The sequence below is a fragment of the Arthrobacter sp. N1 genome (genome assembly GCF_048288285.1).
Taxonomy (GTDB): Bacteria; Actinomycetota; Actinomycetes; order Actinomycetales; family Micrococcaceae; genus Arthrobacter_D.
Genome location: NZ_CP102608.1, coordinates 1756485 through 1770636 on the forward strand (window position 1 = coordinate 1756485; position 14152 = coordinate 1770636).

The 14152-nt window shown below is 69.2% G+C and carries 11 protein-coding genes; 10 read left to right on the forward strand and 1 reads right to left on the reverse strand.

Going from position 1 to position 14152, the window contains the following annotated elements:
• Nucleotides 1-53 precede the first annotated feature (53 nt).
• Nucleotides 54-2096, forward strand: coding sequence for a S9 family peptidase (locus NVV32_RS07935; RefSeq protein ID WP_422391956.1), 2043 nt, complete (start codon nucleotides 54-56; stop codon nucleotides 2094-2096).
• A gap of 31 nt (nucleotides 2097-2127) precedes the next feature.
• Here NVV32_RS07935 and NVV32_RS07940 read toward each other — a convergent pair whose 3' ends face one another.
• On the reverse strand, nucleotides 2128-2793 hold the full coding sequence (locus NVV32_RS07940) for a peptide deformylase (protein ID WP_200914821.1): 666 nt from the start codon (nucleotides 2791-2793) through the stop codon (nucleotides 2128-2130).
• Between the two features lie 147 nt (nucleotides 2794-2940).
• On the opposite strand from NVV32_RS07940, the gene NVV32_RS07945 reads away from it, so the two are divergent.
• The 9 genes from NVV32_RS07945 to NVV32_RS07985 all read left to right on the forward strand — a co-directional run bounded on the left by NVV32_RS07945 (nucleotide 2941) and on the right by NVV32_RS07985 (nucleotide 14148).
• Entirely contained in the window at nucleotides 2941-5340 is a 2400-nt protein-coding gene (locus NVV32_RS07945; RefSeq protein ID WP_422391957.1) for an ATP-binding cassette domain-containing protein, read from the forward strand.
• Between the two features lie 56 nt (nucleotides 5341-5396).
• Nucleotides 5397-6104: a histidine phosphatase family protein gene (locus NVV32_RS07950; RefSeq protein ID WP_055771107.1), complete on the forward strand. Its 708-nt coding sequence runs from the start codon at nucleotides 5397-5399 to the stop codon at nucleotides 6102-6104.
• 9 nt (nucleotides 6105-6113) lie between these two features.
• The gene (locus tag NVV32_RS07955; RefSeq protein ID WP_422391958.1) at nucleotides 6114-6668 is read left to right on the forward strand and encodes a DUF3090 domain-containing protein; all 555 of its coding nucleotides are present in this window, start codon (nucleotides 6114-6116) and stop codon (nucleotides 6666-6668) included.
• The gene (locus NVV32_RS07960; RefSeq protein ID WP_055771112.1) at nucleotides 6668-7435 is read left to right on the forward strand and encodes an SCO1664 family protein; all 768 of its coding nucleotides are present in this window, start codon (nucleotides 6668-6670) and stop codon (nucleotides 7433-7435) included. Before NVV32_RS07955 ends, NVV32_RS07960 begins: the two co-directional genes overlap by 1 nt.
• A 257-nt stretch (nucleotides 7436-7692) precedes the next feature.
• Nucleotides 7693-8343, forward strand: coding sequence for a nucleoside/nucleotide kinase family protein (locus NVV32_RS07965; RefSeq protein WP_422391959.1), 651 nt, complete (start codon nucleotides 7693-7695; stop codon nucleotides 8341-8343).
• Between the two features lie 109 nt (nucleotides 8344-8452).
• Nucleotides 8453-9025: a carboxymuconolactone decarboxylase family protein gene (locus tag NVV32_RS07970; RefSeq protein ID WP_422391960.1), complete on the forward strand. Its 573-nt coding sequence runs from the start codon at nucleotides 8453-8455 to the stop codon at nucleotides 9023-9025.
• Between the two features lie 659 nt (nucleotides 9026-9684).
• Entirely contained in the window at nucleotides 9685-11229 is a 1545-nt protein-coding gene (locus NVV32_RS07975) for an APC family permease (RefSeq protein ID WP_422391961.1), read from the forward strand.
• Nucleotides 11230-11281: 52 nt separating this feature from the next.
• Complete coding sequence (locus NVV32_RS07980) at nucleotides 11282-12388, forward strand: agmatine deiminase family protein (RefSeq protein ID WP_422391962.1); 1107 nt, start codon at nucleotides 11282-11284, stop codon at nucleotides 12386-12388.
• The gene (locus tag NVV32_RS07985; RefSeq protein ID WP_422391963.1) at nucleotides 12388-14148 is read left to right on the forward strand and encodes an amidase; all 1761 of its coding nucleotides are present in this window, start codon (nucleotides 12388-12390) and stop codon (nucleotides 14146-14148) included. Before NVV32_RS07980 ends, NVV32_RS07985 begins: the two co-directional genes overlap by 1 nt.
• Nucleotides 14149-14152: the final 4 nt, after the last annotated feature.

A 14152-nucleotide genomic window follows, 5' to 3' on the forward strand; every position in this document is an offset into this window, starting at 1 on the left:
CTATCCTCCGTCCACCGTTGACTCAGGCCACTATTTCGGGTCTGATCGGGAGGGTGAAACCAGACCAGATCGAACTCCTGACCACCACGGGCGCACCGACCCTCCACCCGGACGGTTCCCGTCTGGTCGTCGCCGCCACCCGCCCCGACCTCCGCGCCGACAGCTATGTCGGGCAGCTGTGGGAGATCACGCTCGACGGCGGACGTCGCCGGCTCACGCGCGGCTTCCGCGACACCTCGCCCCGCTTCGCACCGGACGGGACCGTCCTCGTGTTCCTGCGCGCGTCCGCCGGCGGGAAACCGCAGCTGTTCGCCGTGCAGGCCACCGGAGGGGAACCCGTCCAGCTGACCGACCAGCCGCTCGGCGTCGGCCGGTTCGACATCTCCCCGGATTCGGCGACCGTCGTCTTCGCCGCCCGCGTCCCCGAGCACGGTCGCTATGGGACCATCGACGGCGTCGGTGCCGGCCTCGAGGACCCCCGGCTGGTCACGCAGTACAAGTACCGTATGAACGGCCTCGGCTACACGACGGACAAGCGGTCGCAGCTCTTCTCCGTCACCCTCCCGGACCTCGACGACGAGCCGTATGTCACCGCCGTCGGGCGGCTCGGGCAGAAACCCGTGGAGGGCCCGGGCGCCCTGGAGGAGCAGGGGGCGGTGCCGGCGGCCACGCAGCTGACGGGTGCGGACGCGGACCACCTCGAACCGGTCTTCTCCGCCGACGGACACCGGATCCTCTTCACCGCAGCGCTGGGCGACGACGCCGATTCGACGCTGGTCTCCGACATCCACTCCATCGCGCTCGACGGCGGCGACCGTCGGCAGCTCACCAACCTGGGCGGCGACACGCTGCTCGGCTGCGGAGCACCGCGCCCCAGCGCGGACGGTGGGTCGGTCTTCTTCCTGGCCTCGGACCTCTCGCCCTCGGGTCTCGACTTCGTGGCGCGGAACACCGCCCTCTACGTGCTGAGCGTCGACGATCCGACCAGCGTCCGGCGGCTCAGCGAGCCCGAGACGGTCGACTTCGGCGACGTGCAAGATCTCGTGGCCGCCGGACCGGACGCGGTTCTCGCCTTCAACCGGACGCGGGGCGCGGGCGAACTGCTGAGGATCTCCGCCACGGGCGAGACCGAGGCCCTCGTCACCGGCCCCACCGTCGTCACCGGGGCGGACGCGGCGGGTGACGCCGTCGTCGTGTCCTACACGGATCCCGCCACCTCGGGCGACGTCGCGGTGGTCGAGGGCGCAGGGCTCCGGACGCTCACCGACTTCTCGGCGGGGCTCCGCGCGGACACCCGCGTCGGCACACCGCAGGAGCGCACCTACACCGCTCCGGACGGGACGCCCGTCCACGGATGGGTGGTGCTGCCCGAGGGGGACGGCCCGCACCCTGTCCTGCTCGTCATCCACGGCGGGCCGTTCGCGCAGTACGGCTGGGGCTACTTCGACGAGGCCCAGGTGTACGCCGCTGCGGGGTACGCCGTGCTGCTGTGCAATCCGCGCGGTGCCGCGGGGTACGGCCAGGCCCACGGGCGGGTCATCAAGGAGGCCATGGGCACGGTGGACCTCGACGACGTGCTGGCGTACCTGGACGGCGCCGTCGCCGAGTTCGACGCCATGGACGGCGAGCGCCTGGGTGTCATGGGTGGTTCCTACGGCGGCTACCTGACGGCGTGGACCATCGCGCACGACCACCGTTTCCAGGCGGCGATCGTGGAGCGCGGCTACCTCGATCCGCCGTCGTTCGTGGGTTCCTCCGACATCGGGTGGTTCTTCTCGGAGGAGTACACCGGCACGGATCCTGCGCACGTCGAGACGCAGAACCCCTTCGCGACGATCGGCGCGGTGCGGACACCGGCCTTCGTGATCCACTCGGAGGAGGACCTGCGCTGTCCCATCGAGCAGGCCCAGCGGTACTACACGGCCCTCAAGAAGCAGGGCGTCGAGACCGAGATGCTGGTCTTCCCGGGCGAGACGCACGAGCTCTCACGCTCCGGGTCCCCGTGGCACCGCCGGCAGCGGTTCGAGCACATCCTGCGCTGGTGGGCGCGCTACCTCCCGACGCCTGCGAACCCCTCGGACCCCGCCGTCCGGTAGCGGCCTCCGGGCGGCAGGAGGCGCGCCGTGGTCAGAAGCCCAGGCCGCGGCGCGCGTCCTCGACGGTCGGCTGCGCCCAGCGTGCGTGTTCCCGGTCGGACGAGAGCGAGCGCACATGCGCCCGGTCCAGGTAGAGCCGCCCGTCCAGGTGGTCGGTCTCGTGCTGGACGATCCGTGCCGGCCAGCCCTCGAAGACCTCCGTGGTGCGGGTGCCGTCCGGTCGCGTGTAGGTCGCCTCCACGGCGTGGTGGCGATCGACGACCGCCTGGTAGCCGGGGACCGAGAGACACCCCTCGTAGAAGCTGTCCTTCGCGTCGCCGACCGCGGTGTAGTGCGGATCGATCATCACGGTGAAGGGAAGGGGCGTGCGGGAGCGGGCGGCAGCCACGGCCTCGTCCGGGACGCCGCGATCCTCGAGCACAGCGATACGCAGGGGGATGCCGATCTGCGGCGCCGCGAGGCCCACCCCAGGCGCGGCATGCATCACCCTCCTCATGGTGGCGATCAGCCGGTCGAGGAGTTCGTCGTCGAGCCGGCCGTGGACCTCCTCCGCCGGATGGCGCAGCACCGGGTGGCCGGCGACGACGATGGGCGGGAGCTCGTGCGCAAGGACGGACCCGACCAGCTCGGTCATCGCCGCCGCCGTCAGGGCGTCCCCGGGGGCCGCCGGGTCGGGACTGTGGTCGAGGGTGCTCATTTCCTCAGCCAACCACACATCGCGGACAGGTCCGGGTCAGGAGCCCATTGCCGGTTCCGCCGCGGCACAGGACAATCGGACGAGCCGAACCGGGCGGGGCGGCAGCAGGCGGGGCTGACCGCCGAGCAGGAGCTTCGAGGGGACACCATGACCACGGCCACGGCGGACGAGCAGCAGGCAGCGGACGGAAGGACCGGACACGCGGCGGACACCCATGACCTGATCAGGGTGCAGGGCGCCCGGGAGAACAACCTCGACAACGTGACGATCGACATCCCGAAACGGCGGCTGTCGGTGTTCACCGGTGTCTCGGGCTCGGGCAAGAGCTCCCTGGTGTTCGACACCATCGCCGCGGAATCCCAGCGGATGATCAATGAGACCTACAGCGCCTTCCTGCAGGGCTTCATGCCCACGCTCGCGCGGCCCGACGTCGACGTCCTCGAGGGACTGACGACGGCGATCATCGTGGACCAGGAGCGCATGGGTGCCAACCCCCGCTCGACCGTCGGCACGGCGACCGACGTCAACGCGATGCTGAGGATCGTCTTCTCCCGCCTCGGCCGGCCGCACATCGGGTCACCGCAGGCGTTCTCCTTCAACGTGGCGTCCATCAGCGGTGCGGGCGCGGTGACCATCGATCGCGGCGGCACCACGGTCAAGGAACGGCGCAGCTTCACGATCACCGGCGGGATGTGCCCGCGGTGCGAGGGCATGGGCTCGGTGACCGACATCGACCTGACGCAGCTCTACGACGAGACGAAGTCCCTGAACGGGGGAGCCCTGACCATTCCCGGCTACAGCATGGAGGGCTGGTACGGCCGGATCTTCGGTGGGTGCGGGTACTTCGACGCGGATACCCCAATCCAGGACTTCACGGAGCGCGAGCTGCAGGATCTCCTCTACAAGGAACCGACCAAGATCAAGGTCGACGGCATCAACATCACCTACGAGGGCCTCGTCCCCAAGATCCAGAAGTCCATGCTCGCCAAGGACCGCGAATCCATGCAGCCGCACATCCGGGCCTTCGTGGACCGGGCGGTCACGTTCACCACCTGTCCGGAGTGCGACGGCACCCGCCTCAGCGAGGCGGCGCGCTCCTCGACGATCGACGGCGTCAGCATCGCCGACGCCTGCCGGATGCAGATCAGCGATCTCGCGGCCTGGGTGCGCGGCCTCCACGAACCATCGGTCGCGCCGCTGCTGAAGGCACTGGGGGAGACGCTCGACTCCTTCGTGGAGATCGGCCTGGGCTACCTCAGCCTCGATCGGCCGTCGGGCACCCTCTCCGGCGGTGAATCCCAGCGCACCAAGATGATCCGGCACCTCGGCTCCTCCCTCACCGATATCACCTACGTCTTCGACGAGCCGACGATCGGCCTCCACCCGCACGACATCCAGCGCATGAACGACCTCCTGCTGCGCCTGCGCGACAAGGGCAACACCGTGCTGGTGGTGGACCACAAACCCGAGATGATCGCGATCGCCGACCACGTCGTCGACCTCGGTCCCGGGGCCGGGACCGCCGGCGGGACGGTGTGCTTCGAGGGGACGGTCGAGGGCCTGCGCGCCAGCGGGACGCTCACCGGCCGGCACCTCGACGACCGTGCCGCCCTCAAGGACGGCCTGCGCTCGCCGAAGGGTGTCCTCGAGGTCAGGGGCGCGACGGCGCACAACGTCCGGGACGTCGACGTCGACATCCCCCTCGGGGTGCTGTGCGTCGTCACCGGAGTGGCCGGCTCCGGGAAGAGCTCGCTGATCCACGGCTCGGTCTCCGGTCGCGACGGGGTGGTGGCGGTGGACCAGACGGCGATCAAGGGATCACGGCGCAGCAACCCTGCGACCTACACGAGCATGCTGGAGCCCATCCGCAAGGCCTTCGCGAAGGCCAACGGGGTGAAGCCCGCCCTCTTCAGCGCCAACTCCGAGGGTGCATGCCCCACCTGCAACGGCGCGGGCGTCATCTTCACCGATCTCGCGATGATGGCCGGGGTCGCCACCACGTGCGAGGTCTGCGGTGGCAAGCGCTTCATGGCCGAGGTGCTCGAGTACACGCTGGGCGGGAAGAACATCAGCGAGGTGCTCTCCATGCCGGTGAGCGAGGCGGTCCGGTTCTTCGCCGAGGGCGACGCGAAGGTCCCGGCAGCCCTCGCGGTTCTCCGCCGGCTGGCCGACGTCGGGCTCGGCTACGTGAGCCTCGGCCAGCCGCTGACCACGCTGTCCGGCGGCGAACGCCAGCGCCTCAAGCTCGCCACCCACATGGGGGAGAAGGGCGGCATCCTGGTCCTCGACGAGCCGACGGCCGGCCTGCACCTCGCGGACGTCGAGAACCTCCTGGGACTGCTGGACCGTCTCGTGGACGCGGGGAAGTCGGTCATCGTCATCGAGCACCACCAGGCGGTCATGGCGCACGCCGACTGGCTCGTCGACGTCGGACCGGGTGCCGGCCACGACGGCGGGACGATCGTCTTCGCGGGGACACCGGCGGAACTGGTGGCGAGCCGTGCGACACTCACGGGCCGGCACCTCGCCGCGTACGTGGGCGCCTGAGGCACCCGGCGGACGCTGTGTCCGCCCGCCGTCGTGCCGATGGTTAGGCTGGGGTCATGGCCACAGTCATCCTCGTGCGGCACGGACGCACCACAGCGAATGCCACCGGCCTCCTCGCCGGCCGGACCCCCGGCGTCAGCCTCGACGGGACCGGGCGCGGGCAGGCGGCGACGACGGCGGACCGGCTGTCCGCGGTGCCCCTGGTCGGGGTGGTGTCAAGTCCCCTCGAGCGGTGCCGCGAGACGGCGCAGTTCATCGTCGACCGCCAGTCCGGGACCCCGCAGGTCCCCATCGACGCCGATCTCACGGAATGCGACTACGGCCGGTGGCAGGGCCGATCCCTGAAGGATCTCGCGACCGAAGGGCTCTGGTCGACAGTGCAGTCCCAGCCCTCCGCCGTCGTGTTCCCGGGCGGTGAGTCGATGGCCGGGATGCAGGCGCGGGCCGTGGCGGCGATCCGAAGACAGGACGCGGCCTTCGAAGCAGAACACGGTGCCGGCGCGGTCTGGGTGGCGGTCAGCCACGGGGACATCATCAAGTCCGTCCTCGCCGATGCCTACGGGATGCACCTCGACCTGTTCCAGCGCATCACCGTCGGTCCCGCCTCGGTGTCGATCGTGCAGTACGGCAGCATGCGCCCGACGGTGCATCTGACCAATTCCGATGCGGGTGACCTGTCCTGGCTGAAGGCCGCCGCGGCCGCAGCCGATGCGCCCGTCGGCGGTGGCGCAGGTCATCCGTCACCACCGTCCCCGAGCGCCTAAAATAGGATCATGCCTACCATCGTTCACGAGTTCACCTGGCCTGACCGGGTCGTCGTCGGCACCATCGGAGTACCGGGGGAGCGCACGTTCTACCTGCAGGTGCGCACCGGGAAGCAGATCGTCAGCATCGCGCTGGAGAAGCAGCAGTCGGCGCAACTCGCCGAGAAGATCGACGAGATCCTCGACCAGCTCATCACCCTCGAGGGCAACCCCTTCAGCGTCCCCACGGGAACGCCGATCGAACTCGTGGACAACGACCAGCTCGACTCCGTGCAGGAGCAGTTCCGGACCGGCACCATGAGCCTCGGGTGGGACCCCACCACCGCGCAGATCGTCGTGGAGGCCTATCCGCTCGTCGACGCCGACAGCGACGACGACCTCGATGCCCTGGACGACGACGAGACGGACGCGTCCGAGATGCTGCTGGTGCGGATGCCGGTCGGCACCGCACGGGCCTTCGCCAAGCGGACCAGGGAGATCGTCGGTGCCGGCCGTCCGATCTGCGTGATCTGCGGCCGGCCGATCGATGCCGACGGGCACACCTGCGCCATGCCCGAGGCCTGATGCCGGCACCCGACCTCGTGGGCGCCGAACTGACGCTCACCGGCCGCATCAGGACGGCGTCCAATGCGACATTCCTCGGCAGCGTCGACGGTGCGGCGGTCGTCTACAAGCCGATCGCGGGGGAGAACCCGCTGTGGGACTTCCCCGACGGCAGCCTCGCACACCGCGAAGTGGCCGCGTTCCTCGTCTCCGAGGCGTTCGGATGGGACGTCGTCCCGCGGACCTGGCTGCGCGACGGACCGTTGGGCGACGGCATGGTCCAGCTGTGGCAGGACGCCGATCCGGAGCAGGATGCCGTCGACCTCGTCGGGGCCGACGAGGTTCCCGAGACCGGCTGGAAGCACGTCCTCGAAGGTCAGGACGAGACCGGCCGGACCGTCGCCCTCGTCCACGAGGACACGACGGCGCTGCGGCGCATGGCGGTGTTCGACGTCGTCGTCAACAACGCCGACCGCAAAGGGGACCACATCCTCGCGATGACCGACGGGCACCGGCACGGCGTGGACCACGGGCTGACCTTCCACACCGAGCACAAGCTCCGCACCGTCCTCTGGGGCTGGGTGGGGGATCCGCTGACCGCCGACGAACTCGACGGCGTCGCCCGTGTCAGCGGAGCGCTCGATGGCGCATTGGGTCGTGCCCTCGCGGCGCTCATCACGCCGGGTGAACTCGCGGCCCTCGCGGCCCGTTGCGACCGGCTGCGATCCGCGGCGCGATTCCCCGAGCCACGCGGCGGGATGCCCGCTGTGCCGTGGCCGCTGTTCTGACCCCGTTCCGACCGCTGTTCCGACCGCTGCCAGGGAGGGGACAGGGGAGGCGTCGGGCGCTGTCCCGGACGCTGATGGTCGTGACCGACCGCCGGTCCTTCCGCCCGGTGGCCGACCACGACGGACCGGAATCGCCGGTCGACCCGTGCAGCCGGAGCTTGTCCGGGCCCACGTGGTGCAGAATCTCCTGTCATGACCATCACTGCTGACCAGCGACGTCCGACCATGAAGCGACTCATCCCGCGACGCTCCGCGCGATGATCGTCACGCCTGTCTCGGACCCTCGCCAGCTCGCGGCACTGCTTCCGCGGGCCACCGACGGCAGTCGCTTCCTGCTCGGCATCGTCGGGGCGCCCGGCGCCGGGAAGTCGACCGTGGCAGAAGCCGTCGTCGGCCTCGACGCCGCCGCGCACGCCTCGGTACCCATGGACGGGTTCCACCTCGCCGATCAGGCTCTCCTCACCCTCGGGGTGCTCGACCGGAAGGGCGCACCCGAGACCTTCGACGCCCACGGCTACGTAGCTCTTCTCTCCCGGCTGCACGAACGACCGGACCACGTCGTGTACGCGCCGGCTTTCGAGCGCGCCCTCGAGCAGCCCCTGGCGAACGCCCTGCCGGTGCCGCCGTCGTCGACCCTGATCGTCACCGAGGGGAACTACCTGCTGCTCGATGCCCCCGGCTGGCGGGAGGCTCGGGACCGCCTCGACGAAGTCTGGTTCATCGACATCGACCCCGACGTACGCCGTGCGCGGCTCATCGCCCGCCACGTCCTGTTCGGTAAGACGCCCGCGGCCGCCGAGGAATGGGTGCGCCGCGTCGATGAACCCAATGCCGACCTCGTCGCTGCGACCCGTGACCGTGCGGACCGGGTCCTCGACCTCTCCGCCTGGCAACCCGCCCGACCTTGATCGGGGAGTCCGCGACGGCGCGGGAAGCGTTCACCGGTGCCGCCTGCTCTGGTCTGCCGTTCTCCGACGCCTGATACTGGAGGCCCGACGTACTGCAGGAGGTCCGACAGTGAGTATTCTCGAGCAGGTGTCCGAGAGCGAGGCGACGGGCGAGATCGCCGCCATCTATGGCGAGGATGCCGACTCCCTCGGCTACGTCGCGGCGCACACCAAGGTCCTTGCGCTGCATCCTCCCGCCTACCGTGCGTGGGAGGGACTGATCAGCGCCATCGCCGGGTCGATGGACCCCCGGAGATACGAGTTGGTGACGCTGGCTGCGGCCCTGGGCATCGGAAGCAGGCATTGTCGGCTCGCGCACGGCCGGAAGGCGTTGCCCTACATCGGCGAGGAGGAACTGACGGCCATTGCCCGGGACTACCGCACGGCGGGCCTGTCGTCTCCAGAGGTGGCGATGATGGTCTTCGCCGAGAAGATGAGCACCGCGTCGGCGTCGATGACCGACGCCGATGCACTCGCCCTGCGCGCCGAGGGGTTCACGGACCCGGAGATCGTGGAGATCGCTCTCGCGGCGGCCGCCCGTAACTACCTCAGCCGCGCACTGCAGGCGCTGGGCGCGGACGTGGATGTTCCGCCCGGCCTGAGCGCGACCCTGACATCTGCACTTCTCGATCCGCTTCCGTAGATCATCCGTGGCGCTTCCAGAGCCGACGGTCGACGACCGATGATGCCGCGGCCCGCAGTTCTCGCACCGGTGCGGGCAAGACCTTCAGGAACCGGATAGCCCCTTCCAGAGGGACTAATAATTCGCCGATAATCTACATTATGTCAACTAGCGTCGGCGATCACCCCTCGTCAAGGCTGCGCCGACCTCACGTCAAATAACAGCGAGTCTGCAGTGGGCCCATAGAGACGGCTCCCGCCGCTCCATTCCCGGCGAGCTCCTCACAGGTGTCGACGGCGCTGCCTTTCTCTCGACGGCCGGAGTGCCCCTCGTGATGCCCATGGCGAGCAGGGCATCGGCCGTCTCTTGCCGAAGGGCTTGTGCCGGATCAGTCACGTCCTCTACAGTGATCCAGAAATAATGAACGTCATTCATTTTGTGGCGTCCGTCATGACCAGGAGGACACCATGCGCGCTGCGGGATGTACCGCGGACGCACGACCCTCCAGGGCAGTCGGCGCACACGCCTGACCGTACGGTCCGGTCGACGACGAAGCACGATCTGCTCCGTCCGCGTCGTCCGAGGATCGTCACCGCACCTCACGGCTGCGGCATGTCACCACCTCCCGCGGACGGGTCGACGAGGACCCTCCGCCCCGTCAGAAGAGGCACACCATGAGAATGTCCGGCACCGGAGCGACCAGCACCGTACCCACACCGAGGGATTCCCCATCCCTGTCCCCCAAGGGTCTGGCCCGGGGCCAACTCGGTCTGCTCGCCATCGTCGTCATCGGGATCTCGACGATCGCTCCCGCCTATGTCCTCACCAGCACCCTGGGTCTCACCGTGGCCGAGATCGGCGTCCACCTCCCCGCGATCTTCATCGTCGGCTTCATCCCGATGTTCCTGGTCGCCCTCGCCTACAAGGAACTCAACGCCGACTCCCCCGACAGCGGCACGACCTTCACCTGGGTCACGAAGGCCTTCGGGCCGTCGCTGGGCTGGATGGGTGGGTGGGGCCTGCTCGCTGCCAACATCATCGTGCTCTCCAATCTCGCGGGTGTCGCCGTCGATTTCTTCTATCTGTTCCTCGCCCAGCTCACCGGCACTGCGTCCCTCGCCGACCTGACGACCAACAAGGCCGTGAACATCGTCACGTGCCTGGCGTTCATGGCCATCGCCGTCTGGGTGTCCTGCCGTGGCATCCGCACCACCAAGTCCGTGCAGTACGTCCTCGTGGGATTCCAGCTCCTCGTCCTGGCCTGGTACACCATCCAGGCCTTCGGCCGCATCGCCGCCGGTCAGGCCTCAGGACTGGCCTTCAGCTGGGAATGGTTCAACCCGCTCGGTATCGAGAGCTTCTCCGCGTTCGCGGCCGGCCTGTCCCTGTCGATCTTCGCCTTCTGGGGATGGGACGTCTGCCTGACCGTCAGCGAGGAGGCCACCAACGGGCGGCGTACTTCGGGGCTTGCCGCGACGATCGCTGCGGCAGTCATTCTCGCGATCTACCTGATCGGCTCCATCGCCACGATCATGTTCGCCGGGACCGGGGACACAGGCCTCGGCCTCAACAACCCGGACAACTCCGAGAACGTCTTCACGTCCCTCGCGGCGCCCGTCATGGGCCCCTTCGCGATCCTGCTCTCACTGGCCGTCCTCTCGAGCTGCGGCGCATCGCTGCAGTCGACCTTCGTGTCCCCCGCGCGCACCCTGCTCGCCATGGGCTACTACAAGGCCTTGCCTGCCAGGTTCGGATCGGTCAGCCCGACCACGAATTCCCCCGTATACGCCACGATCTTCGCCGGCGTCCTGTCCGGCGGCTTCTACGTCCTCATGCGCATCATCAGCGAGAACGTCCTCAACGACACGATCCAGGCCCTCGGGCTGATGATCTGCTTCTACTACGGACTGACGGCGCTGGCCTGCGTCTGGTACTTCCGGGCCTCCCTGTTCACCAGCACGAGGAACATCCTCTTCAGGTTCCTCGCCCCACTCCTCGGCGGCCTCGGCCTCATCGTGGTGTTCCTGCAGACCGCCATCGACAGCTGGGACCCCGCTTTCGGCAGCGGATCAGAGCTCTTCGGCGTGGGCCTCGTCTTCGTGATCGGCATCGGCATCCTCGTCGCCGGCGCCGTCATCATGCTGATCTTCCGGGCCCGGAATCCGGAGTTCTTCAACGGGCGCACCCTGACCGAGGAGTCGTCGGCGCTCGTCATCCCCGAGTGACGGGGCACCCGACGGCGACGACCACCGACTCACACCACGGAAGCAAGGAATCATGAACAGCTCAGGAACCGCGGCCCCCGACACGGCGACGGACGCAGGGCCGGGTCGGGCGGACGCGCGCACGACGACGATGCCCCCGGAGTGGGCACCGCACGAACGCACCTGGATGGCCTTCCCGCCCTCCAACGACACCTTCGGGCGGCCCGGATCAGAGACCCTGGGCCGCGCCCGCGCAGCGTGGGCCCGCGTCGCCCGCACCATCGCCCGCTACGAACCCGTCGCCGTCCTGGCCGACCCGGCAGACGTCGACACCGCACGGACCATGCTCGGGCACGCCATCGCCGTGCACCCCGTCCCGCTCGACGACGCCTGGCTCCGGGACTCCGGACCCACCTTCGTCCACGGGCCCGACGGATCGGTCCACGGTATCGACTGGATCTTCAACGGCTGGGGAGCGCAGTCCTGGGCGGAGTGGGGCAAGGACGAACAGGTCGGACGGCAGGTCACCGAGCTCGCCGGCGTGGGAGCGACCAGCAGCGTCCTGGTCAACGAAGGAGGTGGTTTCCACATCGACGGACACGGTGCCGTCCTGCTCACCGAGACGGTGCAGCTCGACCCCGGACGGAACCCCGACGCCACCAGGGCGAGCGTGGAAGCCGAGGTCCATGCCCGGCTCGGAACACGTCATGCGATCTGGCTCCCACGGGGCCTCAGCCGCGACTACGAGGAGTTCGGCACGCGGGGGCATGTCGACATCGTCGCGAGCTTCACGCCGACCGGCACACTCCTGCTGCACCGCCAGGACGACCCCGACCACCCCGACCACCCCGTCACCCGATTCCTGCGCTCCGTCCTCGAAGCGGCTGTCGACGCCGACGGATCTCCCCTGACGATCGTCGACGTTCCCGCTCCTACCGTCATCGAGGAGGAGGACGGCTTCGTCGACTGGTCGTACATCAACCACTATGTCGCCAACGGCGTCGTCGTCCTCTGCGCCTTCGACGACCCCAACGATGCAGCAGCACGACGGATCCTCCAGGAGGCCTACCCCGACCGCTCCGTGGAACTGGTCGATGCCCGCGACATCTTCGCCTTCGGCGGCGGCATCCACTGCATCACCCAGCAGCAGCCCGCTCCCCACCCGGGCACGGTGCGCTGATGTTCGACGTCGTGGAAGCGAGCATCGCCGAGCTCAGGGACGCGCTCACCACCGGCAGGACGACGAGTGAGGAAATCGTCACGGCCTACCTCCGCCGGATCGAGGCCTACGACCGAAGCGGCATCCGGCTGAATTCCGTCGTCGTCATGAACCCCGCGGCCCTCGACGAAGCTCGTGCGTCAGATCGACGCAGGGCACGTACCGGGACCCTCGGCCCGCTCGACGGCATCCCCTACACCGCCAAGGACAGCTACAAGGTGCAGGGGCTCACCGTCGCCGCCGGATCTCCCGCCTTCGAGGACCTCGTGGCGCAGCAGGACGCCTTCACCATCGCACGGCTCCGCGCCGGCGGAGCCGTGCTGATCGGACTCACCAACATGCCGCCCATGGCCAACGGCGGCATGCAGCGCGGCGTTTACGGTCGCGCCGAAAGCCCCTACAACGCCGACTACCTCACCGCTGCGTTCGCCTCCGGATCGTCCAACGGATCCGGGACTGCCACCGCCGCGAGCTTCGCCGCCTTCGGCCTCGCCGAGGAGACCTGGTCGTCAGGGCGCGCCCCCGCCTCCAACAACGGCCTGTGCGCCTACACGCCATCCCGCGGCCTCATCTCCGTCCGCGGGAACTGGCCGCTCGTGCCGACCATGGACGTCGTCGTCCCCCACACCCGCACCATGGCCGACATGCTCGACGTCCTCGAGGTGATCGTCGCCGACGACGACGAGACCCGGGGTGACTTCTGGCGCGTGCAGCCCTGGATCCCCATCCCGCCCACATCCGAACTCCGTCCCCACTGCTACACAGACCTTCATCCCGGGGCTCCCGACGCGGCACGGCATGTCCTCGCCGGCAGACGGTTCGGTGTCCCCCGCATGTACATCAACGCCGATCCCGACGCCGGTACCGGTCCCGACCCCGGTATCGGAGGACCCACGGGTCAGCGCATCACGACCCGCGATTCGATCATCGAGCTGTGGAAGCGGGCGCGGCGGATCCTCGAGCAGGCAGGCGCCGAGGTCGTCGAGGTCGATTTCCCCGTCGTCTCCAACTACGAGGGCGACCGGCCCGGAGCTCCGACGATCGCGACCAGAGGGCTCGTCAGCCCGGACTACCTGCGCCGCGAGATCCTCGACCTGTCGGTATGGGCCTGGCACGATTTCCTGCAGGCCAACGACGACCCACGGCTCTCGTCACTGGCCGACGTCGACGGAACCCTGATCTTCCCCGCGCCCGACGGCGCACTGGATCGCTACAGCGGCTTCGACGACGACATCGCGGCGTATCCCGAGCACATCCGCCGCAACGGTGCCGTCAGCATGACGAGCATCCCCCACCTCGCGGAGGGGCTGCGGGGTCTCGACCAGACGAGGCACGTCGATCTGGACCAGTGGATGGACCGCCTCGGACTGGACGCCGTCGTCTTCCCCGCGGCAGCCGACGTCGGACCGGCGGACAGCGACAGGAACCCCGCGTCGGCGGACATCGCCTGGCGGAACGGCGTGTGGGTCTCCAACGGGAACCTCGTCCCCCGCCATCTGGGGCTGCCCACCGTCACCGTCCCCCTGGGCATCATGGCGGACCTGCAGATGCCCGTGGGCCTCACCTTCGCCGGCTCCGCCTACGACGACACCGAACTGCTGCGCATCGGAGCCGCCTTCGAGGCGGTGAACCCGACGCGAAGGACGGTTCCCGCCCGCACCCCGCGCCTCGACCCGGAGGTCGCGCCGCGCTCGGCGAGCGGCGGCGGGGCGGCGGCCTGAGCGA